Raw genomic sequence first — 24,131 nt, 5'->3', positions numbered from 1 at the left:
GCATGCGCGACTTCTCGCAGAACCACGACTGGCTGTCGATCAACACCGCCACGGTGCGCAAGCAACTGGGCGCCGAGGTGCCGCTGGACCGCATCATCGACCAGTGCGCAGAGCGCGGCATCCGTGCGATCAGCCCCTGGCGCGATCAGGTGGCGGCCGTCGGGCTGGACGAAGTGGCCAGGCAGTTGAAGGCGTATGGCATGGGCCTCTCGGGCTACTGCCGTGGTGGTTTCTTCCCCGCTGCCGACGCAGCAGGCCTGAAGGCCGCGCTGGACGACAACCGCCGCGCCATCGACGAAGCGAAGACGCTCGACGCGCCCTGCCTCGTGCTGGTCGTCGGCGCCCTGCCCGGCGCACTCGAAGGCAAGGCCGCCTACAAGGACATCGCCCGCGCGCGCGGCGAGATACGCGACGGCATTGCCGCATCACTCGAATACGCACGCGAAGTGGGCATGCCGCTCGCCATCGAGCCCCTGCACCCGATGCAGGCGGCCGACCGCGCCTGCATCAACACGCTGGAACACGCGCTCGATATCTGCGACGAACTCGACGCGGGCAAGAGCGGCATGCTGGGAGTGGCGCTCGACATCTATCACGTCTGGTGGGACCCGAAGTTGCAGCAGCAGATTGCCCGCGCGGGGCGCGAGCGTTTGCTGGCGTACCACGTCTGCGACTGGCTCACGCCCACGCGCGACCTGCTGAGCGACCGCGGAATGATGGGCGACGGTGTGGTCGAGCTGAAGAAGATTCGCGGCTGGGTTGAAGAAGCGGGCTTCGCGGGGTTCAGCGAGGTCGAGATCTTTTCGAATCTCGACTGGTGGCAGAGAGCTGGCAGCGAAACGCTCGACGTGTGTATCGAGCGGCACAAACAGGCCGTCTAGTTCCGTTGTCGTTGCATGTGTTGGGGGTGGGTGCATTCAGGGTGCGTGCGAATGACACCGGGTGCTCCCCTCCGCGAATGTCCCCCGCTTCGCTCCTCCTTTATTTCGCTGCGGGGAGCACCCGGCGTCATTCGCACAGGGGCACGCTGCTGGTGATCGCCGATCAACAACCGCTCTGAGCGCTCACGTCGATACGGGGCTCTTTTTCGCTAAATAAAGGAGGAGCGAAGCGGGAGACATTCGCGAAAAAGAGCACCGTGTCGGCGTGAGCGACGCCCTGAACAGCAGCAGCGCCCCAAAACACACAGCGCGACGAACAGAACGACCGCGTCCTAATTAGCACCCGTCGCCAGCGCCTGCAGCCGCGCATAGTCACCCGGACGCGCACCCAATTGCTCCGGCGTCGAGCGCTTGACGATCCGCTCGAGAAAGAGCTGCCGGTTGACCGGCGAAACCGTCATGCCCTTGCCGCGCAGGAACTGCTCATCTTCCAGCTCGCCCGCAATCACGCCGACGTTGGTCCACTTCGCGGTTTCCACCAGCGTCTTTTCCACCATCGCCTGCTGCGGCGGCGTCAGCTTGGCCCACGCGGCCTTGCCGATCACGATGCCCAGCGTGTCGTACACGTGGGCCGTCAGTTGCACGTACTTCTGCACTTCGTAGAGCTTCTTCGCCTTGACCGTGCCCAACGGGTTTTCCTGCGCCTCGACCTCGCCTTTCTTCAGCGCGTTGTAGAGATTCATGAAGGGCAAAGTCACCGGCTTGGCATCCAGCGCGGTGGCGAACAACTGGTAGGCCGACGCATCGGGCACGTACAGGCGCAGGTCGCGAAAGTCCTCGGGGCGCAGCAGCGGCCTGGTCGACGTGACCTGCCGGGCGCCGTAGTACACGGAAGCCACCATCCGGTTGCCGCTCTTCGCGTTGTAGCCCTTCATCAAGTCCGCCAGCAGCGGACTCGCGAGGTACTTGCGCATGTGGTCGAGGTCCTTGAAGGCGAAGGGGTAGCTTCCCAGGCTCAACGGCGGATAGCCCTCGGCCAGCGTGGCCTGGCCGACGTAGGCGATCTGCATCGAGTCGTTCGCCAGCATCAGCGGATAGTCGGCCTCCTGCCCCAACTTGGAGGACGCCACCACCTCGATCTTGATCTTGCCGTCGGACTGCTCCGCGATCTTGCGAGCCGCCAGCTCCGCCTGCTGATGGAAGATGCTGGTCGGCTCGTAGACATGGCCCCACTTCAATTGCAGCACCTGCGCCTGGACGGCCATCGCACTGCCCGCCGCCAGCAACAACAGGATTCCGACTCGGCACCACGGCAAGATGTTTTTCATGGACTCTCCCTCGGGTTGAGAACAGCCCTGCCCCTTGCAAGATCAGCGCCATCGCCGGGGGCGGACACCGGGCGACGACCCCGGCGAGCGAATCGTAAGGATATGCAACAGAGGCTGGAAGCGGGTTTGCCCGACTCGGGTTTGCGCTGCCTGGCGCCTTCCGGACCGGGTTACCTGTGGGCGCGATGCCGGCGAAGGGCGCGAACTGCAATCACCAGCGCCACGAGCAGGAAGCCGCAAGCGGGAAACACCCAGACGAACCCGGCATCGGTGTAGACGACTTGGCTTTCGGCGTCGTAGTGACGACCCAGTTCGTTGAAGTCCCAGCGCAGGTAGCGCGCGTACCAGGCCCAGAAGAAAAAGGCCGATGCGCAAAGGGACAGGGCCAGACCGAGCAAGGGGGCTATGAGTTTTCTTGGCATGGTGACGCCGGATTGTCAGTGGGCTCGCAACGCCGTGGCACCCGACTTGCCCACACCGCGACGACTTCAGGAACAAGCTGGTGCGGCATCATCCTGAGCCATGAAAACCTCGCCTGATTTCTACGACGAGCTCGCACCGCTCTATCACCTGATCTACCCCGACTGGAACGCTAGCATCCGCCAACAAGGAGCCAGCCTCTCGCACCTCATCGAGACCGAATGGCCGGGCCACCGAAAGGTGCTCGATGTCTCGTGCGGCATCGGCACGCAGACCTTGGCGCTGGCGGGGCTCGGCTATCCGGTGACGGCCTCCGACCTGTCGGCCCGGGAAATCGAACGCGCCCGCCACGAGGCACGCCTTCGCGACCTCGATATCGACTTCGCCGTGTGCGACATGCGCCAGGCCCACGCGCAGCACGGCAGCGGCTTCGACATCGTCATGTCCTGCGACAACTCCATGCCGCACCTGCAGACCGACGAAGACCTGCTGCTCGCGTTCCGCCAGATGACCGCGTGCCTGCGCCCTGGCGGCGGCTGCCTGGTCAGCGTGCGCGACTATGCGAAGGAAGAGCGCGGCACCAACCTCGTCAAGCACTATGGCGCGCGGGTCGAGAACGGCATGCGTCATGTGCTGTTCCAGGTCTGGGATTTCGTGGGCGAGCACTATGACCTAGGCTTCTTCTTCATTTCGGAAGATCTCTCGACGCATGAGGTGAGCACGCGCGTGATGCGCTCCAGGTACTACGCGGTGTCGACGGCGCGGCTGTGCGAACTCATGCGCGAGGCGGGGCTGGAAAACGTCAGGCGCATCGATGGCGCGTTCTTCCAGCCTGTGCTGGTGGGCACCCGGCCCGGGCGCTGAGATCCAACACGGCTGCCACACAGGCAGCCCGCCGGTCACCGTGGCGTCACGGGCCAAACCTAGCATCCGCCGGCCTTTGGACCTCTTCAAACAATCGAAAACACCATGACAAAGACCGTTCGCGCGCCCGCGCTCCGACCGCTGCGCGCTGCCGTGCTGGCCCTGGGCGGCAGCCTCGCCATTGCTGCCTGCGGCGGTGGTGGCGGCGGTGCCTCGTTTCCGTTCATTCCGCCCGCCCCCACGCCAACGCCAACGCCCGCGCCTCCTGCGCAACCGGCGCCGCTGGCCACACTCGACGGCTCCATGCCACTGGTCATCGGCCATCGCGGCCTGCCGGGCCTGTTCCCTGAAGAAACCAGGGCCTCCTACGAAGGCGCGGCCGATGCCGGTGCGGATTCGCTCGAAACCGATCTGCACCTCACCAAGGACTGCGTGCTCGTCGCCCGCCACAACCCCTGGCTCAGCGACAACACCAACATCGCGGAGGTTGCCAAGACCAACAACGCTGTCGCAGCCCGCAAGCGCACTGTGCCGCCCGTGCTGGTCAACGTGAAGTACCCGGCGGTCCCCGAGAACGGCCCGGCGCAATACAAGAGCGACCTGACCGACCCCAACGATCCGAAGTCCGTGCTCAAGTCGCTGGTTGTCGATGGCGAGGACCACACCAACGACTGGTCGATCACCGACTTCACGATGGCCGAGCTCAAGCAGTGGATTGCCGGCACCACCTACGACGCCAGGGACCAGCGTCCCACCGACCTCAACGGCAAGCTGCCGATCCTGAGCTTCCAGGAAATCATCGACATCGCCAAGGCCAAGAGCGCCTCCACCGGCCGCACGCTCACCGTGTACCCGGAGACCAAGAACCCGATCTGGAACAACGCACAAGCCATTGCCAACGGCTGCGGCCCGGTGGGCAGTCATCCGCTGGAAGACGCGCTGCTCAAGATCATGAATTTCAACGACCTGAACCGCAAGGACGCGCCGATCTTCGTGCAGAGCTTCGAGCCCGAGAGCCTGAAGTACCTGCGCTCGGCCGGCATGAAGGCGCGCGCTGTGCAACTGGTCGACGGCAACGACGTCGACTACAAGACCGGCGCGATGATCTACGTCACCGCCGACGACTACACCTTTGTCGACGGCCGCCCCTATAGCTGGACGCTGGCCGGCAACCCGAAGTTCTTCGGCGAGATGCTGACGCCCGCCGGCCTGGCCGATGTCAAGACCTATGCCGACGGCATCGGCCCGTGGAAGCCGCAGGTGATGGCACACACCATCGAGCCCTTCGTCGCCGGCAACAAGGGCCTGGCCGACGTGAACACCGTCAAGCCCACGAGCCTGATCGCCGACGCCCACAAGGCCGGCCTGTTCGTGCACAGCTACACCTTCCGCAACGAAGCCAAGTACCTCGCGGGCCTGTACAAGGGCGACCCGACGGCCGAGTACCTCCTGTACTTCCGCGCGGGCATCGACGGCGTGTTCTCGGACTTCGCCAACACCGCCTTCGCGGCGCGCCAGTCCTACCTGAAGGAAACGGGCCGCTGACGCGAAACGCAGCGACGCAGCACACCCCATGTACCGAGGCGAACGACTCAACGGATACAGCCACCTGCTGGGCCTGCTGCTCGCGCTGGCCGCGACCGCGCTGCTGCTCGCGAAGACCGTGCCCACCGGTGACCCCGCGCGCATCGTTGGGGCGCTGGTGTTCTCACTCTCCGCCGTGGTGCTGTATGCGGCGTCCACCCTCTTCCACAGCACGCGCGGCCGTCTCAAGCGCGTGTGGGAGCGGGCCGACCATTGCGCGATCTACCTGCTGATCGCCGGAACCTACACGCCCTTTGCGCTGGTCACGCTGCAAGGCCTGTGGGGCGGGCTGTTGCTTGCCACGATCTGGGGCGCGGCGCTCTTCGGCATCTGGCGCGAGCTGGCGCCGGCGAGGGACAGCGCACCGAAGAAGCCCTCGCTGCCGCTGTACATCGGCATGGGGTGGCTCGGCGTTCTGGCCGCCGTGCCGCTGGCCGCGCGGCTCGAAGGCGCGGGGCTGGCGTGGCTGCTGATCGGCGGCGTGCTCTATACCGCCGGCACCGTCTTCTATCGCAACCGCCAGGGGTTCAGGCACGCGCATGGTGCGTGGCACCTGTTCGTGCTGGCGGGGACGGCGAGCCACTACGTGGCTGTGGGATTGTTCGTGCTGTAGCGCCTGCGCCTTGAAAGGCGTCGACCCCTCGTCGGCGCAGCCGCAGCGCTAGACGTGAAACGCCGCCAGCACGCCCACCGCCAGACCCGCAACCGCCACGCCGAACATGGCCCGCTCCAGCCACTTCTTCTTCGTCAGCAGGGCAATGGCGGCAAGCGCGATCGACACCTGAAGGACAGTGGTGGCCTGGGCCCAGCGATGGTGCTGGTGCATCTGTTCATCCGACTGCGAATCCCACCGGCTCGACTCGCCCTCCAGCTTTCTGGCTGCGGCCTGGATCTCGGTCTTCTCCTGTTCGTAGCGCGCCACCTTGTCCTGCCAGCCCTGCCTGCGCTCGTCGCTCGACGTGTCGCGCGCGAACTCGGCCAGCGCCTGCTTGGTGCTCTTCGACTGGAAGTAATTCCACTGGTTCGACGCTTCGGTCTTCTTGATCGCGGCGTTGTTCTTGTAGATCCCGGCATTCGCCTGCGTGGCGCCGCCCATGTACGAAAAGATCGCGCCGACGGTGGCGATCACCGCGGTGCACACCGCGATCTTGCTTGTCATGCTCATGCCGCCGGCATGTGTCTCCGTTTTGTCGCCGTGGCCGCCGGATGCGGCGTGTTCAAGTTCGTGGTCGTGCGGGCCGTGCACGTGAAAGCCGTGTCCTGACATGGAGTCCTTGTTGAAATCGCGGGGAAGAGCGCGCGCGAGTATGCCCGGTCCGGCAGTCGGCCCTGTGACTGCCGCCGCCAACTTGTCGACCACCGGCTCGCCCCGGCCGAAACGACCTCAGCCCGCCAGCGCCGCGACCACGATGCGCGTGGCTGACGCAACGACGTCGTTGCGCCCCTTCGCGTCCTTCTCCGGGAATGTCAGGTAGACCGCGACCACCAGCGGCGCGGCACCGGCAGGCTGCCACAGCACGCCGATGTCGTTCGTGGTGCCGTAGTCGCCAGACCCGGTCTTGTCGCCCACCTTCCAGCCCGCGGGCACGCCGGCCAGGAAGCGTTCCGTGCTGGTGGTGTTGCCCAACAGCCAGGTCTTGAGCTGCTCGCGCTGCGCTGCACCCAATGCATCGCCCAATGCCAGCCGCTGCACGCTGTCGGCCATGGCCGCCGGCGTGGTGGTGTCGCGCAGGTCACCGGGGATGGCGGTGTTGAGTTCGGTCTCCCAACGATCGAGCCTGAAGGTCAGGTCGCCGATGCTGCGCGCAAACGCCGTCAATGCAGGCGGACCGCCCAGAATCTTCAGCAGCAGATTGGCTGCGGCGTTGTCGCTGTACTGGACAGTGGCAGCACACAGCGCGGCCACCGTCATGCCGGTGGCGAGGTTCTTCTCGGTGATCGGCGAGTAGCTGATGAGGTCGCCCTTGCTGTAGTTCACGCGGCGCGTGAGCAGGCTGTCGTCCTTCGCACTGCGCTCGAGGATGGCGGCGGACAGCATCAACTTGAAGGTGCTGCAGAACGGAAAGCGCTCGTGCGACCGGTGCTGCACGCGCGCACCGCTGGCGGTGTTGAAGGCCACCACGCCGAGGCGACCGCCCGAGGCGCTTTCGAGCGCGGCAAGTTGCGCCTCGGCGGATGACTGCGGGCCGTTCTGCGACCACGCAGTGCAGGCACTCGCGAGGGGCAGCACGGAAGCGGCGAGCAACAGGGTGCGGCGCTGGACGAGGGAGTTCATTCGTTTTTCTTTCTTGGGTCGGATGGATGAAGCGAAGCGCATCGTAGAAGTGCGACCTTCGATGTTCCAGCAACCCGCGGGCGCTGTGCGTCCCGGGTGTATCCCCTGTAACGGCGCGGCTCGCGCCACTGGGCGACAGCACGCACGCAGCTTGTGCGAATGCACCACCCGGGCTCGGCCCGCTCCGTCAACGCATCGCAATCAGCTTGCAATGTCGACACACGCTTGTCAAAACGCTGTCACCTGAGGAACGCAAGATCTGAGGCATTAAAGGTATTTGTGCTTTTTTTTGCAAATAGCTTGCATATGCACAAACACAAATAGATACACAGAGTCTTTCGGCGCAGCCGCATGGGTGCGCATTTCAATTTCTTCGGGAGAAAACATGATCAGAGGAATGACCGCGCGCTGCGGTTTTGCGGGGGGAAGCGTGGCCGTCCTGCTGGCGCTTTCCGCCTGCGGAGGCGGTGGCGGCAACGGCCCTTACTTTCCGCCCGGAGGCGTACCGCCGACGGGTGGCACTGGCAATTCCGCACCCACCGTCAATCAGGGAAAGAGCGGCCCCAAGGCCCTCGTGGTGGAGGTCGATGGACTCACGCACGCAGCACTTCGCGATGCCATCGCGCAGAAGAAGGCGACGGCACTGCAAGCATTCCAGATCGCTCCCGCCTGGACCGGCGGAGCGAACGGCACGATCAGCGAACAGCGCACCAGCGACAACCCGGGATCGGCAACGCTGTTGACGGGCTCCTGGGTCCAGCGCCATGGGGTGCGATGGGACACCAGCGATCAGCGCATCGACGCCAAGGTCGCACCATCGATCTTCGCCATCGCCAAGCAGAACACGGCGGCGGGCTACAAGACAGCGGCCGTCACGGCCAATCCCCGCTATTCCAGCCTTCTGGGCAACGAACCCGGCACCGTCGATGCGGCCGTCGATTGCGCGGGATCGGACGCCTGTGTCACAGAGCGCACGTCGCAGCTCATTGACTCCGGCCAGGACCTGATCGTGGCGCAATACGGCGCGCCGGCCATCGCGGCGACAGCCAGCGGCCTCAAGAGCGACGCGTACCAACGCGCTGTCACCGACACGTCGGCCGCAGTCGGCCAGTTGCTGGCACGCATCGCCCAACGCACAGCCAACGATGCGAAGGAAGACTGGCTCGTGATCGTCACTACGGGGCACGGCCTCGATGCTTTCGGTGGCAGCACCGGCCTGCAGACCATCGACGGCAAGACCATCTTCATCGCGAGCAACAAGACTCTCGCGGGATTGCCGGGCGCAGGCTTGGCGGCGCCGGCCGACAACTCGCTGCTCCAGCTCGCCGCGGCCACGGACATCGCGCCGACCGTGCTGCGCCACCTGGGCGCGCTGCCCGCGGCCGCTGACTACCGTTTCAACGGCCAGGCCCTGCAGGCCGCCACGTCGCTGCGCGGTCTCTCGGCCAAGACGGGCGCGGACAAGGGCAGCATCGAGCTGTCGTGGACGCTCACGGGTGCCACGACCGCACCTGCGCTGGTGTTGCGCGACGGCAAGCTGGTGGCCACGCTGCCGGCCGGCACAGCCGCCCACACCGACCCCATCGTCGCCGCGAGCGACGGGATCTATACCTACCTGTACACGGTCGTCGCCGGCGAAACCAGCGTGGCGCTCACCGCGCAGATCGCCTATGTCAAGCCGCCGGCGCCAGAGTTGCCGGTGCCGCTCGCGGCCACGTTGAAGAACGGGCTGCTCAACTACTACCCACTCGACACACTGCCCGGCGTCGATGCGAAGAACGCATCCACGCTTGCACCGTGGGCGGCCGACGCCAATGGCGGCACGGTGGTCGACGATGGCTTCAAGCCCCCCTACAAGGTCAAGGCGCTGCGCGTCGACAGCACCGTGAAGAACGCCAGCGGCATGGCCGGCTACCGCCTGGTACAGAACAACGACGTCACCACCAACCCCGCCGTCACGACCTTCACCATCGGCTTCTGGATGCGCACCGACAACACCTGCAGCCAGGGCGTGAGCAACGGCGCAACGGTGATCGGCAACAAGAACTACACCTCCGGCGGCAACGCTGGCTTGGCCATCGGCCTGTTCGGCAGCTGCGAGATCCGCTTCAACGTGGGGACGGGCAGTGCGCGCGCCGACAGCAACGGCTACAGCCTGAGCGCGGGCCAGTGGGCCTACGTGGCGGTGGTGATCGACAAGACCGCGCTCACGATGAAGGGCTACGTGCTGGACCCCGTCAACGGCATCCAGGCCAACAGTACCGCCATCACGAGCGCGCTGGTCGACAAGCTCGGCGGCCTGGGCAACGGCCTGGGCCTGAACGAGGACGGCACCGGCCTCTACTACCAACGCGAAACCACCTCGCCGCGCGGTGCCATGGACTTCAACGACTTCGCGATCTGGAACCGCGCACTCACGAACGACGAGCTGACCAGCATCTTCAAGTCGGGCCAGCCGCTGTTGACGCTCCTGTTTCCCTGATCACCCCAGCCCCCAAGACAACGACGACTCCAGAGGATTCAAACCATGCAAATTCGCCCCCTTCTCTGCGTGCGCCTTGCGCCCGCGATCGTTCTGGCCTGCGCCCTGTCCGCCTGCGGCGGCGGAAGTAGTGGCAGTTTCGTCGGCGGCATACCGACGCCCCCTGCCACGCCAGCACCACCCGACACCGGCACGGCCCCCGTGAAGAGCTGCGCACCCTGAGCCCCGCACCATGCCCCACCAGAAGAACCAACCCATGACGAATTCACGTCGCAAGTTCCTCACCGGCACCGCCACGACAGGCGCTGCCGCCCTCGCCCTCTCGGCCTTTCCGCCGAGCATCCGCCGCGCACTCGCCATTCCCGCCAACAACAAGACCGGCACCATCCAGGACGTCGAGCACGTCGTGATCCTGATGCAGGAGAACCGCTCGTTCGACCACTACTTCGGCACGCTGATGGGCGTGCGCGGATTCGGTGACCGCTTCACCATTCCGCTGCCCAAGGGCCTGAACGTTTGGCAACAGAGCGATGTCAACGGCAAGCCGCTGCTGCCCTATCACCTGGACCAGACCAAAGGCAACGCGCAGCGCGTGAGCGGCACGCCGCACAGCTGGGGCGACGCGCAAAACGCCTGGGACGGCGGCCGAATGTACCAATGGCCGCGCTTCAAGAACACCGCGTCGATGGGTTATTTCCAGGAAGCCGAAGTCACCTTCCAATACGCACTGGCCAATGCCTTCACGGTATGCGACGGCTACCACTGCGGCATGCACACAGGCACCAACTCCAACCGCATGTTCCATTGGACCGGCACCAATGGCCCGTCGGGTGAGACGGCCAATGGCCCGGCGGGTGTGGCCTCGATCGACAACACGTGGGAAAGCCTGATCGGCTCATCGGCCGTCGGCCCCGACTGGAAGACCTATCCGGAACGCCTGCAGGAGGCGAATGTCAGCTGGATCGTCTACCAGAACATGCCCGACAACTTCACCGACAACCCGCTCTGCGGCTTTCGCCAGTACCGCGCGGCGAACGAAGCCGCGGGCATCAAGAAGGTGCTGTACGACGGCGACAACCCCGCGCCCAAGGACGTGACGGTGCCCGCCTACGATCCCGCCAGCGACGACGCGAAGAACCCGCTCTACAAGGGCATCGCCAACACCATGCCCGATGGCGGTCTGCTCGATGCATTCCGCAAGGACGTGAAGGGCGGCACGCTGCGGAAGGTATCGTGGATCGTTGCACCCTACGATTACTGCGAGCACCCCAGCGGTTCGAGCCCCGTACAAGGTGGCTGGTACACGCAGCAGGTGCTTGACGCGCTCACTGCATCACCCGACGTGTGGAGCAAGACCGTGCTGATCGTCAATTTCGACGAGAACGACGGCTACTTCGACCACATGCCCTCGCCCTCCGCGCCGTCGCTCAACCCGGACGGAACGCCCGCAGGCAAGACCACGCTGCCCGACAGCGCCATCGCCCTTGAACGGCACACCTATCCGCTGGTGGGTAGCACCACTGCACCCAATGACGGCCGCGTCTACGGCCCCGGCCCGCGCGTGCCGATGTATGTCATATCGCCATGGAGCCGTGGCGGCTGGGTCAACTCCCAGGTGTTCGACCACACCTCGGTGCTGCGTTTTCTTGAAGTCTGCTTCGGAGTCAAGGAGACGAACATCTCGCCATTTCGCCGGGCGGTGTGCGGCGACCTCATGAGCGCATTCAACTTCGCCACGCCCAACAACGATGCCTTGCCCGTTCTGCCGGGAAGGCGCACGCAGGACGATGCCAACGCACTGAAAAAGAGCCAGGAGTTCATGCCGGACGGCACGACGAAAAGACCCCAGATCGTGCCCCCGGCCAACGCCACATTACCTCAGCAGGCCGTCGGCACGCGCCCCTCCCGCGCACTGCCTTACGAGTTGCACGTGAGCTGTCGCAGTGATGCGATCAACGGCCAGATGCGCCTGATCTTCGCGAACACCGGCAAGGCTGCCGCCGTGTTCCATGTCTACGACAAGCTCAACCTCGACCGCCTGCCGCGCCGCTACATGGTCGAGCCGGGCAAGACGCTGGACGACACCTGGAGCGGCACCGCCGACAGCGCGGGCAACTCGTACGACCTGTGGGTGCTCGGGCCCAACGGATTTCACCGCCATTTCAAGGGCAACCTCGACACGCTGCGCGCAAGCAACGCCGCCAACCCCGAAGTGCGTGTGTGCTACGACATCGCCAACGGCAACGTCTACCTCGAAATGCTCAACAGCGGCACCAACGCCTGCACTTTCACGGTACGCGCCAAGGCCTACCGCAACGACGGCCCTTGGGGCGCCACGGTCAACGGCGGGGCGAAGGCCGAGCAGTTGTGGACGCTCGAGAACAGCGGCCACTGGTACGACTTCGAGGTCCGCAGCGACACCGACTCCAGTTTCCGCCGCCGCTTCGCCGGCCGCGTGGAAACCGGCAAGCACTCGGTGAGCGATCCGGCCATGGGCCTCGCTGATCTCTGAGCATCGGCAATCCGACACACCGCCGCGGCGGTGTGTCGGTCGGCACAATGGCGCAAGTCTTGCGCCTTTTTTCTCAAATCAATGCAGACCGGGGCGGCTGTCACACTGACGCCGCCCTGTTCTCTTTCACACGCCAGCATCCTCATGCTCCAAGAAGAACGATTCCTGCGCATCCGCAGCCTGCTCGCCACTTTCTCGCGCCTGAGCGTCGACCGCATCGTGCAAGACCTGGCGGTATCGCGCGAGACCGTGCGGCGCGACCTGCTCGAACTCGAAGGCCTGGGCGAACTGCGCCGTGTGCACGGCGGCGCCATCGCGACCAGCGCGGAGCCTGAACCCCCGCTGGCCGTGCGGCTGGTGGCGCGACAGCGGGAGAAGCGCGCCATCGCCAAGGCAGCCATTGCGCTGCTGCAGCCAGGGCAGACGGTATTCCTCGATGCAGGCAGCACCACGTCGATCCTCGCGGAAGAGATCGCCACGCTCAGTGGCATGACGGTCATCACCAATTCGCTGAGCATCGCGCTCAAGCTCGCGGGCGCCAGCGAGGGGCGCCTGACGGGTAACCGGACCATCCTGCTGGGTGGCGAGATCGACGTGAAGACACAAGCCACGCTCGGCGACATCACGGTCGAAAAAATCCGCCGCTACCGCGCCGACGTGGCCCTGCTGTCGCCGGTGGGCCTGCATGCCAAGTACGGCGCGATGAGCTTCGAGCACCCTGAGGCCGCGGTCGCGCGCGCCATGGCCGAGCAGGCGCAGCAGGTGGTCATCGTGGCCGACCACGCAAAGATCGGCCAGGCCAGCCGCGTGACCTACATGCGCACGGCCGACATCGACGTGGTGGTCACCGACGCCAAGTCGCGCGAGCTGCCCGGCCTGCCGGCGCTGCGCAAGGCGTGCAGCAAGTTGATCATTGCCTGAGGGGCCGGGGCGACACCACGCGCGAGGTCGCTGCCCCACCTGCGGCATGATCCCGGGCATGGACAACAAGTACCCACTTCCGCTCGTCATCGTCAAGCTCGGAGACACCTTCGCGGCCCTTCGCGCAGAACGCGGCGACTTCGAGAACTGGATCGCCGACGGCCTGGACTCGCAGACGCTGCCGATCCTGGTGGTCGATCCGCGCCGGGGCGACGCCCTGCCCGCGCCCGACGCCGTGTCCGGCGCGGTCATCACCGGTTCGCATGCAATGGTGTCGCACCGCGAACCCTGGAGCGAAACAACGGCCGCATGGCTCGCGCAACTCGTGGCGCATGGCACGCCGGTACTCGGTATCTGCTACGGGCATCAGTTGCTCGCGCATGCGCTCGGTGGCGAGGCGGCCAACCACCCGCAGGGTGCGGAGGTCGGCACGGTCACCGTCACGCTGAATGAAGCCGCCGCCACCGATCCGCTGCTGCGCGGCCTGCCGGCGCAGTTCCCGGCCAACGTGGTGCATTGGCAGAGCGCGCTGCGCCTGCCCGAAGGTGCAGTGCAGCTGGCTGGCAGCGACCACGAGCCGGTGCAAGCCTTTCGCATCGGCGAGCGCGCCTGGGGCGTGCAGTTCCATCCCGAGTTCGATGCCGATGCGATGCGCGGCTACATCGACATGCTGGCCACCGACCTGAAGGCCGAGGGCGCCGACCCCGTCGCGCTGCGCGAGCGCGTAGTCGCCACCGACAGCGCCGCGCAACTTCTCGGGCGCTTCGCCCGGATTGCCGAAGCGCGCCAGAGCGTCTGACACCCGCGCTTTCCCGGAATTTCGGTATAGGACCACGACTACAAAATATGCCCGGCGCCTGAGTTAAGGTGCTGGGCATTTCCCGGGCACCGACGCCCAGACGACCCAGATCCCTTCTTATGAACTCTCCCGATTCCGCACCGGTCCGCAAGCATTTCTCGATGATCCGGGGCTTCCACCTCGCCGACGCTTTCACGCTCGGCAACGCGGCCTGCGGCGTGGGTGCCGTGTTCCTCGCCATGGCTTTCATGGCGAGCCACTCGCTGGCGCAGTTCCTCTGGGCGGCCGCCCTGGCGCCGGCCGCCTTCATCTTCGATGTGTTCGACGGCCGCATCGCGCGCTGGCGCCAGACGCATTCGGCACTCGGGCGTGAGCTGGACTCGCTGGCCGACATCATTTCGTTCGGCGTGGCACCCGCCGCCCTGGCCTTCGCGGCCGGCCTCAATGGCGGCTGGGACTGCGTGCTGCTGATCTATTTCGTGGGCTGCGGCGTGAGCCGGCTCGCGCGCTACAACGTCACGGCCGAGGCGCTGTCCGAAGGCGCCGACAAGGTGAAGTATTTCGAAGGCACGCCCATTCCGACCAGCGTGGTGCTGGTGGGCGTGCTCGCGTATGCGGCATGGCAGGGTCGCATCGGCGAAACCGTGTGGGGCGGCGCCTGGGCCATCGGCCCGTGGCAGTTGCATCCGCTGGTGCTGCTGTTCGCGCTCTCGGGCACGCTGATGATCAGCAAGACCCTGCGCATTCCCAAGTTCTGATCCACGTCCACCCACGCTGACGAACAAGAAGGAGACAACGCCATGAAGCTGTATTTCGATCCGCAAAGCCGCTCGCAGGTCGCCAAATGGATGCTCGACGAAGCAGGCGCCGACTATGAGATCGTGCCCACGCTCCTGAAGGACAAGGCGCACAAGAGCCCCGAGTTCCTGAAGATCAACCCGGCCGGCAAGGTGCCGGCGCTGGTCGACGGCAACACGCGCGTCTTCGAGAACGCGGCCATCTGCATGTACGTTGCCGAGAAGTTTCCCCAGAAGCAGCTTGCGCCCTCCATCGGTTCGCCCCATCGCGGCCGCTATCTGTCGCTGATGGTCTATTCGACCTCGCAGCTCGAACCCGCAATGGGCGACAGCCTGCTGAAGATCCGCAGCAACAACAGCGCTCGCGGCTGGACCAACTTCGAGCAGGCCAAGGACGCGGTCGAGCGCGAACTGCGCTACGGCCCCTACCTGTTCGGCACGCAATTCACCGCGGCCGACGTGATGATCGGCTCGATGTTCATCTGGCACCGCGCCTTCGGCGGCCGCTCGAACCGCCCGAAGATCGATGCCTACATCAATCGCCTGCAGGCCCGGCCCAAGGGCATGAAGTTCGGCTGAAAACCGCGCGGCGTGCCGCGCTGGCGACACTGCGCGGTGGCGGGCACGCCTTTTAATCGGCTTCCTGTCTTTTCAACCCATGCCCGCACCATGACATCGAAGAACAACACCTCGCACGCCCGGTTTTCGTTGACGGCCCTGTCCCTGGGCCTGGTCGCCCTGCTCGCCGGCTGCGCCAGCACGCCGCCGCCCGGCACGCGCAGCGTGACCATCGAGCGCACCACCTTCGGCATCGCGCACATCACGGCGCCCGACTACGAAGGCCTGGCCTACGGCACCGCCTACGCGCAGGCGCAAGACAACATCTGCCAGACCGCCGAGCACCTGCTGACGCTGCGCGGCGAGCGTTCGCAGTTCCTCGGCGCACAGAACATGGGCGACCTGGGCCTGGGCCGCATGCCCAACGCGCAGATCGACCTGTTCATCCGCTATCACATGGACGATGCCGCGCTGGCGCGTGCCGGGGCCACCACCAGCCCCGACGTGCAGGCCGCGCTGCGCGGCTACGTGGCGGGCTACAACCGCTACTTGCAGGACGCCGGCCCCAACGGCCTGCCCGCCGAATGCCGCGGCAAACCGTGGGTGCGCCCGATGACCACGGCCGACCTGTCGCGTGCCACCGAGAACTCGATGATCCAGGGCGGCCTGGGTGCGCTGGCCGGCACCGTGCTGGCAGCCGTGCCGCCCGCACCGGGCACGAAGACCGGCGCGGCGCCGGTCGACCTGAAAGAAGCCGTGGCCGAGATCGGGCGCCACAGCTTCAATGCCAACCCCGAAGGCGGTGAACTGGGTTCGAACGGCTGGGCGTTCGGGCGCAACGCCACGCCCGACGGCAAGGGACTGCTGCTGGGCAACCCGCACTTTCCGTGGACCGGCACCAACCGCTTCTGGGAGATGCACCTCACCATTCCCGGCAAGCTCGACGTGATGGGTGCCACCGGCGGCCTGAGCCCGGTGGTGGCGATCGGCTTCAACAAGGACGTGGCCTGGACGCACACCGTGTCGACCGGCAAACGCTTCACGCTGTACGAGCTGAAGCTCGATCCGAACGACCCCACCGTGTACTGGGTCGACGGCCAGCCGAAGAAGATGGTGGCACGCACCGTCGTGCTGCCGGCCGCGGCCACGGGCGGTGGGGCACCGGTACAGCACACCTTCTATTCGACCGACTGGGGTCCCGTCATTTCCCTGCCGCGCGCCGGCCTCGGCTGGACCGCGCAGAAAGCCTACGCAATCCGCGATGCCAACACGCTCAACATGCGCTCGGCCGAAAGCTGGATGAAGATGGCGCTGGCCCGCAACGTGGGTGAACTGCGCACCGCCATGGGCAACCAGGGCATGCCGTGGATCAACACCATCGCGGCCGACCGCGACGGCAATGCGATGTACGCCGACCTGTCGGTGGTGCCGGATGTGTCGGCCGACATGCTCAAGGCCTGCGCGCCCTCGCCCGCCGCGGCGGCGCTGCTCAACGCGGCCGGCCTGCCGGTGCTCGACGGCTCGCGCAGCGCCTGCGCATGGAAGCGCGACAGCACGGCCACCGCGCCCGGCCTCATCGCGCCGGCCCGCATGCCGGTCGTCATCACGCCGGACTACGTGCAGAACAGCAACGACAGCTTCTGGCTCAGCAACCCCGAGACGGCGCCGATGGCGGGCATCTCTCCGCTGGTCGGCCCGGTCGGCGTGCCGCAGCGGCTGCGCACACGCAGCGCGATCATGGAAATCCGGGGGCGCCTGGCGGGCAGCGACGGCCTGCCCGGCAACCGCATGGGCGCGGCCGAGCTGCGCAGCGTGATCTTTCGCGACAAGAACCTCGCCGGCATGCTGGTGATGGACGACCTGCAGGCCGCCTGCAAGGCCGGTGGCAGTGCGCTGAATGCCGATCAGGCCCTGGGCTGCCGCGTGCTGTCGGCCTGGGACCGCACCAGCAATGCCGACTCGAAGGGCGCGGCCCTGTTCCGCGAGTTCTGGCGCAAGACGAAGGATGTGCCGAAGGTCTGGCGCGTGCCCTTCGATCCCGCACAACCTGTGGCAACGCCCGCTGGCCTCGACATGGCCACGCCAGCTACGCGCGACACGGTGTTCAAGGCACTTGGCGATGCGGTCGGCGTGGTCCGCACGGCCGGCTTTGCGGCCGATGTGCCGCTGGGCGTGCCGCAGTCGCGCATGGTGCGCGGCCAGAAGATCGCGCTGCATGGCGGCGACGAGTTCGAGGGCGTGCTCAACAAGCTCGAATCGCAAGGCCAGTCGCTCATCGACCCCAAGGGCTACAACGTCAACTACGGCAGCAGCTACATGCAGGTCGTGACCTTCGACGCGCGCGGCCCGGTGGCGCAAGGCCTGCTGACCTACGGCCAGAGCAGCGATCTTTCATCGCCCCGCGCCTACGACCAGTTGCCGCTGTTCGCAGCCAAGCAGTGGCATCCGCTGCCGTTCCATCCGGCCGATGTGCAGGCACAGCGCGAAGGCACGCCGCTGCAGCTTGCATACTGAAGCCATGTCACCACAGACCACGCCCTCTCACACCGCCGCCGGCGGTCTCGACCAGCTGGTGCAGATCGCGGCGGCGCAGCCGCTGTCGCCGGCCTGCGACCACTTCTACTTCCTGCGCCACGGCCAGACCGGCCGCAATGCACAGCGCATCTTCCAGGACGTGGACGAGCCGCTCAGCGAACTCGGCCTGCAGCAGGCCGCACGTGCCGCGGGCCTGCTGGCGGGCGAGCCGATCCGCACCATCGTCTGCAGCGATGCGCGGCGCGCCCGCGACACCGCGCACACGGTGGGCGCAACGCTCAAGCTCGTGCCGACCCCGCAGGCCGCGCTGCGCGAGCGCAACTTCGGCGCGTTGATCGGCACGTCGTCCGCCAACATCGACTGGGCCTGCGAACCCGAAGGCGGCGAGACGCTGACGCAGTTCGTCGCCCGCAAGCGGGCCGCGCTCGACGCAGCGCTGCAGCAACAGCCCGCACCGGTGCTGGTGGTGGCGCACGGCGGCACGCTCTATGCGCTGGCCGCGCTGCTGGGTGTGCCCATCGATTTCGAGCTGCTCGGCAACGCGCAGCCATTGCGTTTTGAACGCGACGGCTCCGCCTGGGGCGTCACGCCGCTGTTGCGGCATGCCGACGATGAGGGCTCAGCGCTGGCCTAGTCGCGCCGGGGGCGGCGCAGCGTGAAGCGCTCGAAGGGCGAAATCTGTCCGTCCAGCCCCACCACGTCGTAGTAGGTCACCTGGATAGTGGTGAAGTCGCCAGGGTGCTTGCCCGGATCGAGGTCGAAGGCGGCGAAACCATAGGAGCGTGCGGCATTGCGCACGGCCGACCAGGGCGCATCCTCCGTCACATAGATTGGCGCTCGCTTGCCGGTGACGGCACTGCGCTCACCGACGCCGGTAATCACCCGGCAGCACGGCGGATTGAAGAACAGCTGGTTGGAGGGCGCAGACGTGCCGCCGCCACCGATCACCATGTGCACCGTGCCCTGCGTGGTGTCGATGACCTCGGTGCCGGTGGCCATGGGAATGGGCGTCAACGTGGTGTTGGCCTGTCGCCCGCGGATGGGGTGTGAGCGCTCGTAGTGATGTTCGTGCCCGCACACCACCAGGTCGACGCCGTAGGTGTCGAACAGCGGCAGCCATTCCTCGCGAATGCCGAGGTCGGCACCATTGGCCTCGTCGGCGGTGGAAATGGCGACCTGGTGCATGCACACCACCAGCCAGTCGATCGACTTGTCGGCACGGGCCGCCGCCAGCTCCTTCTGCAGCCACGCCTTCTGGGCGCCGCTGGAATAGCCGCGCACGTAGGAGTCGCCGGCGTCCTGGTAGGTGACATCATCATTGGCGATGGCCACCACACGCATCGAACCGACGGTGAAGGAATACCACAGGCCGCGCGTCGCGTCAGTCTGGCCTTCGGCCGGAGGCAGCGAGAAGTACGTCTGATAGGCCTGGTAGCCGATCGGCCCGTTGCCCAACTCATTCTCGTGATTGCCAGGCGACGGCATCCACGGACGGTTGCGGGCGCTGCGCGTGTTGTTGTTCCAGAAGTCCCACCAGGTGCGCACCCGGTCCTGGGCGAGGTTGGCGTAGCACAGGTCGCCATTGAAGAGGTGAAACAGCGGGCGCAGCCGTTCCACGCCCAGCGTGGTGTCGCCGGCCGCGGGCGCGCCGAGGTTGTCGTTGACGTACACGGTGCGCGGCAACGTCACGCCGGCGGGCGGCGTGAAGATCTTGCCGAGGGTGGGCGTGCCCTGATCGCCGAAGCTGGTGAAGCTGAAGGGCCGGCGCCCGCGCGGCGCGGTGCGGAAGGTGCCGAATTGCGGCTCCGCGCCCTCATGCAGCGCGGCGTAGAGGTATGCCGTATCCGCCTTCAGGCCATCGACCTTGGCGTGATGGGCATGCACGGTCTGCCCCGACTTGCCATCGACATAGCTCGCAGGGCTGGCGGCCACCGTTTTCTCCAGCTTGCCGTCGGGCCGACCGATCAGCACGCGCGGCTGCCGCACCGGCTGCAGCGTGTGCCAGGACACCACCATCTGCGCCGAGGCATCGGCGCCGAACTGCAGATGCAGGCCCGTCACCGGCGGTGTGGTGACCGGGTCGGCCGCAGCGGTGCGGGTCGTGGCGGGCGCCCGGGTCTCTTCGGCGCCAGCGCGCAGGGTCGTCAGCAACGCCCCCGTGCCGATTCCCGCGGCGGCCAGGAGCCTGCGGCGGTTGAGGTCGAGGCCGTGTTCGTTGTCTGGTTCTGTCATGTGGGGGTGTTGTTGTGCACAGAAGCACGTCACGCTAGCCGCGCCGCGTGACAGTGGTGTTGCTCCGTGGGAGGTCTCGCGGATCGCTCAGGATGGGCACAAGCCCCTTCGCTCGAGTCAGGACGCGGCAGGCAGCGTCCTTGTATGCTGCCGCTGAGTCCCAAAATGGTCCTGAAACCCCAAGAAACACGGTAACCAACGCTGCACCATGGAATTCAAGGACTACTACAGCGCCCTCGGCATCGAGCGCACCGCGTCGGACGACGAGGTGCGCAAGGCCTACAGAAAACTCGCCCGCAAGTACCACCCCGACGTCAGCAAGGAGCCCGACGCCGAGAAGCGCATGCGTGACATCAACGAGGCCAAGGATGTGCTGGGCGACAAGGAAAAGCGCGCAGCCTACGACGCATTGGCCGACCGCGTCGCGCGCGGCGGTCACCCGGAAGGCGACTTCCAGCCGCCGCCCGGCTGGGACGCGGGTTACGAGTTTCATCGCGGTCCGCGCCAGGGGCCGGCCGACCACGCGGATTTCAGCGAGTTCTTTTCCTCGGTGTTCGGCGAGGCCGAGCGGCGCGGCGCCACGCGGCAGAACTACCGGGCACGCGGCGAAGACCACCATGCGGCCATCGAGATCACGCTCGAAGATGCGCTCAATGGCGCCGAGCGCGAGATCACGCTGCGCGCGCAAACGCTCGACGCGCAGGGTCGTCCGCAATTGGAGAACCGCACGCTCAGTGTGAAGATTCCGCCCGGCGTGCATCCGGGGCAGTTCATTCGCCTCGCGGGCCAGGGCATGCCCGGCCACGGCGGCGAAGCGGCCGGCGACCTGTACCTCGAAGTGCGCCTCACACCGCACAAGCTCTATCGCGTGGAAGAACGCGACCTCTACATGACGCTGCCCGTCACGCCGACCGAAGCCGCGCTGGGCGCGCAGGTGCAAGTGCCGACACCGACCGGCGGCGTGGTCGAGGTGACCGTGCCGCGCAACGCGCGCAATGGCCTGAAGCTGCGGCTCAAGGGCCGTGGCATCGCGGGCAAGACGCCCGGCGACCTGTACCTGCTGCTCGACATCGCGCTGCCGCCCGCCGACGGCGACGAAGCGCGCAAGGCCTACGAGCAACTGGCGCAGGCCACGGCATCGTTCAACCCACGCCAGCATCTGGGAGTCTGAGCATGGCGAATTTCACCGTCACAACCGCCACCGCCATCAGCGCCTCGCAACCGCTCGCACTGAGCGAGCTGGCCCATGCCGTCGGCGCCGACACCGCCTGGGTGGTGCAACTGGTCGAGGTCGGCATCGTGCAGGTCACGACCGCCGACGCACAACCCGAGCACTGGCAGTTCTCCAGCGCCGACCTTCAGCATGCGCTCGAAGCGCGCCGGCTGGAGCGCGACTTCGGCGTGGGCCTCGATGCGGCCGCGCTGATCCTCGATCTGCAGCACGAAGTGCGGCGGCTCAAGAGCATGCTGCAGGCGCGCGGCCTGCGCTAGGGCATGTTCACCCTACGCAAGGGGACGCTTGCGTAGGGTGAACAGGCCCTAGACCACAAGCGCCGCCGCTATTGCATCTGCCGCAGGTTGCCGATGCGCACCAGCATCTCGGTGAACATCTGCATGTCGGCGTCGAGGTCGGGGACTTCCTTGTATTCCTTGGCGTTGTGCGCCGTGTACTTCTTGCCCGGCATCGCGGGACCGAAGTTGATCGCATTGGGCATCAGCTTGGCCGTGGTGCTGCCGGCCGTGGGCACGGGCTTGGCTTCAAGGCCCGTGGTGTCGCCGTAGATGTCGAGCAGCGTCGAGAGCCATGCGCCCTTGGGGTCGCGTGCCATCCAGTTGCCCTGGTCGTGGTTCACCTCGAGCTTCACCTGGTTGGCCACGGCCCAGCCGTTGATCTTTTCAGCCACCTGGGCTTTCAGCTCGTCAGGCGTGCGGCCACGTGGCATGCGCACGTTGACTGTGACTTCGAGCTTGCCGTCGTTGCCCATGCGGATCAGATTGGGCGAGAAGGTCAGCGGGCCCATGAAGTCGTCCTTGTAGCCCAGGCCCATCTTCTCGCCAAGATAGCCGGTGCCGTAGAGCGCATCGATGTACCTCACGGCCTTCAGGTAGTGGTTGGCGGCCAGTGGCACGCCGGACTCCTGCAGGAACAAGGCAAGGCGCGGCAGCGGGTTCACGCCCTCTTCGGGCCGCGAGCCATGGGCCGAGACACCCGTGACCTTCAGCTCGATGCTGTCGGCGCCGCGCGCCATGTCGATGGAGAACTTGCCGCCCTGCCCTTCGTACTTCTGCAAGAAGGCCGGCTTGGCCGCGTCGAGCTTCGCGGCCACGGCCGCGAGGTCACCGCCCTTGAGTGTGGCGGTGGCGGTCTGCGAGATGGCATTGGCCGATGCGGCACCGCTCATCGCCGTGATGGCGGTCGAAGCAGCATCGAAGGTCTCCGCGGGGAACAGCACCTTCAGCGCGCCCGAACCCTTCTCGGCCACGACCGCCGGGTACTTGCTGTCGAGCACGATGTTGTAGGCCGGCAGTTGCGTCTTGGTGCGGTAGTACACCATCGCATCGCCGCCGGTTTCCTCGGTGGTCTCGATCATGAGGCGGACGCTGCGGTCGATGGGCAGGCCGCTGTCCTTCACCGCCTTCATGGCGTAGAGCACGGCGGCAATCGAGCCCTTGTCGTCGATGGTGCCTCGGCCGTAGAGGTAGTCGCCCACGCGGGTCATCTTGAAGGGGTCCAGGCGCGTGCCGTCGTCCAGCACCCATTCGGAGAGCACAGCGGGCACCACGTCGGCGTGCGTGAGGATGCCGAACTCCTCGCTGCCCTTGCCCTTCAGGCTGACCTCGAAGATGCGGTTGTCGACGTTGCGGAAGGCCAATCCGAAATCGCCCGCCATCTTCTCGACCAGCTTGCCGAACGCGATGATCGGCGGGCTTTCATGCGGCGGCACCTGCACGTTGCGCACCGTGGGAATCGCCACCATGGCGCCGATGCTGGCGATCACGGCCTGCTGGTTCTGCAGGCGGTTGTACAGGCCGAGCAGGCGCGCGATGTTGACGAGGTCGTCGCCGGCCAGCGGCGCCTTGCTGCGGTAGGCCGCCACGGCTGGCTGCAACTCGGGACTCGCCTTGGCGGCTTGCGCCAGGAACGCGTTGAAATCGGCAGGCGCCTTGCCGCCCTGCCATGCCGTGGCGAGCTGGTCGAGCGCGGGCTTCTTGAGCGTTTCGGCGAACGCGGGCGCACCAAGGCCGAGCGCGACGCCCAACGAAAGGGCCGACAATGAAAAACGAAATTGCTGCATCAGGGTGACTCCCTCATTCTGAAAACACGCCAACGATAGCCCAGCGAAGAACCGAACCATGAGCACCCAAAGCCCCATCAAGATCCGCTGCGCCTGGGCCCAGACCGACCCGCTGCTGGCCGACTACCACGACGCCGAATGGGGCGTGCCCGAACACGACAGCCGCGCACTCTGGGAAAAGCTGATGCTCGACGGCTTCCAGGCCGGCCTGTCGTGGCTCACCATCCTGCGCAAGCGCGATGCGTTCCGCAAGGCCTTCAAGGGCTTCGTGCCGGAGAAGATCGTCAAGTTCACTGCCGCCGATGTCGACCGGCTGATGCTGGACGCCGGCATCGTGCGCTCGCGCTCGAAGATCGAGGCCACCATCGGCAATGCGCGCGCCTACCTCGCCATGCAGGCGGCGGGCGAAGATTTTTCGGCGTTCGTCTGGGGCATGGCGGGAGGCAAGCCCATCGTCAACCGCACCGGGAGTGTGCCGACGAAGACGCCGCTGTCGGAAGAAATGTCGGCCGCGCTCAAGAAGCGCGGCTTCAAGTTCGTGGGGCCGGTCATCGTCTATGCGTGGATGCAGGCCACGGGCATCGTGGACGACCATGCGGCCGATTGCCATCGGCACGGCGTCAAACGCAAGTAAATACCGTCCCCCA

The 24,131-nt window shown here is 66.4% G+C and carries 22 protein-coding genes; 16 read left to right on the top strand and 6 right to left on the bottom strand.

Annotation, left to right across the window (positions count from 1 at the left end):
- The first annotated feature begins 2 nt into the window (after positions 1-2).
- A complete protein-coding gene (locus H7F35_RS25240) occupies positions 3-881 on the top strand; it encodes a sugar phosphate isomerase/epimerase family protein (protein WP_187114404.1) in 879 nt (292 codons plus the stop codon).
- Positions 882-1,213: 332 nt separating this feature from the next.
- On the opposite strand, the gene H7F35_RS25235 is transcribed toward H7F35_RS25240, so the two are convergent.
- Positions 1,214-2,209 (bottom strand): sialic acid TRAP transporter substrate-binding protein SiaP, encoded by a 996-nt coding sequence (locus tag H7F35_RS25235; RefSeq protein ID WP_187109295.1) that lies wholly within the window; start codon positions 2,207-2,209, stop codon positions 1,214-1,216.
- A gap of 170 nt (positions 2,210-2,379) precedes the next feature.
- Positions 2,380-2,631, bottom strand: a complete 252-nt coding sequence (locus H7F35_RS25230) for a hypothetical protein (protein WP_187109294.1) — start codon at positions 2,629-2,631, stop codon at positions 2,380-2,382.
- Positions 2,632-2,731: 100 nt separating this feature from the next.
- Between H7F35_RS25230 and H7F35_RS25225 the strand changes: the two genes are divergently transcribed.
- The 3 genes from H7F35_RS25225 to trhA all read left to right on the top strand — a co-directional run bounded on the left by H7F35_RS25225 (position 2,732) and on the right by trhA (position 5,690).
- Positions 2,732-3,493, top strand: coding sequence for a class I SAM-dependent methyltransferase (locus H7F35_RS25225; RefSeq protein WP_187109293.1), 762 nt, complete (start codon positions 2,732-2,734; stop codon positions 3,491-3,493).
- Between the two features lie 105 nt (positions 3,494-3,598).
- Positions 3,599-5,038 carry a glycerophosphodiester phosphodiesterase family protein gene (locus H7F35_RS25220; RefSeq protein WP_187109292.1) on the top strand — a complete coding sequence of 480 codons (1,440 nt, stop codon included), beginning with the start codon at positions 3,599-3,601 and terminating at the stop codon, positions 5,036-5,038.
- A 28-nt stretch (positions 5,039-5,066) separates the two neighbouring features.
- The gene (gene trhA / locus H7F35_RS25215) at positions 5,067-5,690 is read left to right on the top strand and encodes a PAQR family membrane homeostasis protein TrhA (RefSeq protein WP_187109291.1); all 624 of its coding nucleotides are present in this window, start codon (positions 5,067-5,069) and stop codon (positions 5,688-5,690) included.
- A gap of 48 nt (positions 5,691-5,738) precedes the next feature.
- Here trhA and H7F35_RS25210 read toward each other — a convergent pair whose 3' ends face one another.
- Positions 5,739-6,236 (bottom strand): DUF4337 domain-containing protein, encoded by a 498-nt coding sequence (locus H7F35_RS25210; RefSeq protein WP_261803339.1) that lies wholly within the window; start codon positions 6,234-6,236, stop codon positions 5,739-5,741.
- 225 nt (positions 6,237-6,461) lie between these two features.
- Positions 6,462-7,352: a class A beta-lactamase gene (gene bla, locus H7F35_RS25205; protein ID WP_187109289.1), complete on the bottom strand. Its 891-nt coding sequence runs from the start codon at positions 7,350-7,352 to the stop codon at positions 6,462-6,464.
- 385 nt (positions 7,353-7,737) lie between these two features.
- Between bla and H7F35_RS25200 the strand changes: the two genes are divergently transcribed.
- The 9 genes from H7F35_RS25200 (at position 7,738) to H7F35_RS25160 (ending at position 18,590) form a co-directional block, all read left to right on the top strand.
- A complete protein-coding gene (locus tag H7F35_RS25200) occupies positions 7,738-9,834 on the top strand; it encodes a LamG-like jellyroll fold domain-containing protein (RefSeq protein ID WP_261803338.1) in 2,097 nt (698 codons plus the stop codon).
- Positions 9,835-9,879: 45 nt separating this feature from the next.
- On the top strand, positions 9,880-10,056 hold the full coding sequence (locus tag H7F35_RS25195) for a hypothetical protein (RefSeq protein ID WP_187109288.1): 177 nt from the start codon (positions 9,880-9,882) through the stop codon (positions 10,054-10,056).
- Positions 10,057-10,090: 34 nt separating this feature from the next.
- On the top strand, positions 10,091-12,346 hold the full coding sequence (locus tag H7F35_RS25190; RefSeq protein ID WP_187109287.1) for a phosphocholine-specific phospholipase C: 2,256 nt from the start codon (positions 10,091-10,093) through the stop codon (positions 12,344-12,346).
- Positions 12,347-12,490: 144 nt separating this feature from the next.
- Positions 12,491-13,267: a DeoR/GlpR family DNA-binding transcription regulator gene (locus H7F35_RS25185; RefSeq protein ID WP_187109286.1), complete on the top strand. Its 777-nt coding sequence runs from the start codon at positions 12,491-12,493 to the stop codon at positions 13,265-13,267.
- A gap of 58 nt (positions 13,268-13,325) precedes the next feature.
- Entirely contained in the window at positions 13,326-14,066 is a 741-nt protein-coding gene (locus tag H7F35_RS25180) for a glutamine amidotransferase (protein WP_187109285.1), read from the top strand.
- Positions 14,067-14,185: 119 nt separating this feature from the next.
- Positions 14,186-14,824 (top strand): CDP-alcohol phosphatidyltransferase family protein, encoded by a 639-nt coding sequence (locus H7F35_RS25175; protein WP_187109284.1) that lies wholly within the window; start codon positions 14,186-14,188, stop codon positions 14,822-14,824.
- Between the two features lie 42 nt (positions 14,825-14,866).
- Entirely contained in the window at positions 14,867-15,442 is a 576-nt protein-coding gene (locus tag H7F35_RS25170) for a glutathione S-transferase family protein (protein WP_187109283.1), read from the top strand.
- 90 nt (positions 15,443-15,532) lie between these two features.
- Positions 15,533-17,935, top strand: a complete 2,403-nt coding sequence (locus tag H7F35_RS25165; protein ID WP_187109282.1) for an acylase — start codon at positions 15,533-15,535, stop codon at positions 17,933-17,935.
- A gap of 4 nt (positions 17,936-17,939) precedes the next feature.
- The gene (locus H7F35_RS25160; RefSeq protein ID WP_187109281.1) at positions 17,940-18,590 is read left to right on the top strand and encodes a histidine phosphatase family protein; all 651 of its coding nucleotides are present in this window, start codon (positions 17,940-17,942) and stop codon (positions 18,588-18,590) included.
- Here H7F35_RS25160 and H7F35_RS25155 read toward each other — a convergent pair.
- A complete protein-coding gene (locus H7F35_RS25155; protein WP_187109280.1) occupies positions 18,587-20,188 on the bottom strand; it encodes a purple acid phosphatase family protein in 1,602 nt (533 codons plus the stop codon). The two genes, H7F35_RS25160 and H7F35_RS25155, sit on opposite strands and share 4 nt — an antisense overlap.
- Before the next feature lie 208 nt (positions 20,189-20,396).
- On the opposite strand from H7F35_RS25155, the gene H7F35_RS25150 reads away from it, so the two are divergent.
- Both H7F35_RS25150 and H7F35_RS25145 read left to right on the top strand, forming a co-directional pair.
- On the top strand, positions 20,397-21,359 hold the full coding sequence (locus H7F35_RS25150) for a DnaJ C-terminal domain-containing protein (protein WP_187109279.1): 963 nt from the start codon (positions 20,397-20,399) through the stop codon (positions 21,357-21,359).
- A 2-nt stretch (positions 21,360-21,361) separates the two neighbouring features.
- Positions 21,362-21,679 (top strand): chaperone modulator CbpM, encoded by a 318-nt coding sequence (locus H7F35_RS25145; RefSeq protein WP_187109278.1) that lies wholly within the window; start codon positions 21,362-21,364, stop codon positions 21,677-21,679.
- Positions 21,680-21,747: 68 nt separating this feature from the next.
- On the opposite strand, the gene H7F35_RS25140 is transcribed toward H7F35_RS25145, so the two are convergent.
- A complete protein-coding gene (locus H7F35_RS25140) occupies positions 21,748-23,484 on the bottom strand; it encodes a dipeptidase (RefSeq protein WP_187109277.1) in 1,737 nt (578 codons plus the stop codon).
- A gap of 58 nt (positions 23,485-23,542) precedes the next feature.
- Here H7F35_RS25140 and H7F35_RS25135 point away from each other — a divergent pair, with 58 nt between their 5' ends.
- Positions 23,543-24,118: a DNA-3-methyladenine glycosylase I gene (locus H7F35_RS25135; RefSeq protein WP_187109276.1), complete on the top strand. Its 576-nt coding sequence runs from the start codon at positions 23,543-23,545 to the stop codon at positions 24,116-24,118.
- The last annotated feature ends 13 nt before the right edge of the window (positions 24,119-24,131 follow it).

The sequence above is a fragment of the Variovorax sp. PAMC26660 genome (assembly GCF_014302995.1).
GTDB lineage: Bacteria > Pseudomonadota > Gammaproteobacteria > Burkholderiales > Burkholderiaceae_C > Variovorax.
This window is presented reverse-complemented; position numbering and strand designations above follow the sequence as displayed.

Excerpts from the sequence above, each read along its gene's own strand:
- H7F35_RS25240 (WP_187114404.1), top strand. The coding sequence starts at position 3 with ATGCGCGACTTCTCGCAGAACCACGACTGGCTGTCGATCAACACCGCC.
- H7F35_RS25235 (WP_187109295.1), bottom strand. The coding sequence starts at position 2,209 with ATGAAAAACATCTTGCCGTGGTGCCGAGTCGGAATCCTGTTGTTGCTG.
- H7F35_RS25230 (WP_187109294.1), bottom strand. The coding sequence starts at position 2,631 with ATGCCAAGAAAACTCATAGCCCCCTTGCTCGGTCTGGCCCTGTCCCTT.
- H7F35_RS25225 (WP_187109293.1), top strand. The coding sequence starts at position 2,732 with ATGAAAACCTCGCCTGATTTCTACGACGAGCTCGCACCGCTCTATCAC.
- H7F35_RS25220 (WP_187109292.1), top strand. The coding sequence starts at position 3,599 with ATGACAAAGACCGTTCGCGCGCCCGCGCTCCGACCGCTGCGCGCTGCC.
- trhA (WP_187109291.1), top strand. The coding sequence starts at position 5,067 with ATGTACCGAGGCGAACGACTCAACGGATACAGCCACCTGCTGGGCCTG.
- H7F35_RS25210 (WP_261803339.1), bottom strand. The coding sequence starts at position 6,236 with ATGACAAGCAAGATCGCGGTGTGCACCGCGGTGATCGCCACCGTCGGC.
- bla (WP_187109289.1), bottom strand. The coding sequence starts at position 7,352 with ATGAACTCCCTCGTCCAGCGCCGCACCCTGTTGCTCGCCGCTTCCGTG.
- H7F35_RS25200 (WP_261803338.1), top strand. The coding sequence starts at position 7,738 with ATGATCAGAGGAATGACCGCGCGCTGCGGTTTTGCGGGGGGAAGCGTG.
- H7F35_RS25195 (WP_187109288.1), top strand. The coding sequence starts at position 9,880 with ATGCAAATTCGCCCCCTTCTCTGCGTGCGCCTTGCGCCCGCGATCGTT.
- H7F35_RS25190 (WP_187109287.1), top strand. The coding sequence starts at position 10,091 with ATGACGAATTCACGTCGCAAGTTCCTCACCGGCACCGCCACGACAGGC.
- H7F35_RS25185 (WP_187109286.1), top strand. The coding sequence starts at position 12,491 with ATGCTCCAAGAAGAACGATTCCTGCGCATCCGCAGCCTGCTCGCCACT.
- H7F35_RS25180 (WP_187109285.1), top strand. The coding sequence starts at position 13,326 with ATGGACAACAAGTACCCACTTCCGCTCGTCATCGTCAAGCTCGGAGAC.
- H7F35_RS25175 (WP_187109284.1), top strand. The coding sequence starts at position 14,186 with ATGAACTCTCCCGATTCCGCACCGGTCCGCAAGCATTTCTCGATGATC.
- H7F35_RS25170 (WP_187109283.1), top strand. The coding sequence starts at position 14,867 with ATGAAGCTGTATTTCGATCCGCAAAGCCGCTCGCAGGTCGCCAAATGG.
- H7F35_RS25165 (WP_187109282.1), top strand. The coding sequence starts at position 15,533 with ATGACATCGAAGAACAACACCTCGCACGCCCGGTTTTCGTTGACGGCC.
- H7F35_RS25160 (WP_187109281.1), top strand. The coding sequence starts at position 17,940 with ATGTCACCACAGACCACGCCCTCTCACACCGCCGCCGGCGGTCTCGAC.
- H7F35_RS25155 (WP_187109280.1), bottom strand. The coding sequence starts at position 20,188 with ATGACAGAACCAGACAACGAACACGGCCTCGACCTCAACCGCCGCAGG.
- H7F35_RS25150 (WP_187109279.1), top strand. The coding sequence starts at position 20,397 with ATGGAATTCAAGGACTACTACAGCGCCCTCGGCATCGAGCGCACCGCG.
- H7F35_RS25145 (WP_187109278.1), top strand. The coding sequence starts at position 21,362 with ATGGCGAATTTCACCGTCACAACCGCCACCGCCATCAGCGCCTCGCAA.
- H7F35_RS25140 (WP_187109277.1), bottom strand. The coding sequence starts at position 23,484 with ATGCAGCAATTTCGTTTTTCATTGTCGGCCCTTTCGTTGGGCGTCGCG.
- H7F35_RS25135 (WP_187109276.1), top strand. The coding sequence starts at position 23,543 with ATGAGCACCCAAAGCCCCATCAAGATCCGCTGCGCCTGGGCCCAGACC.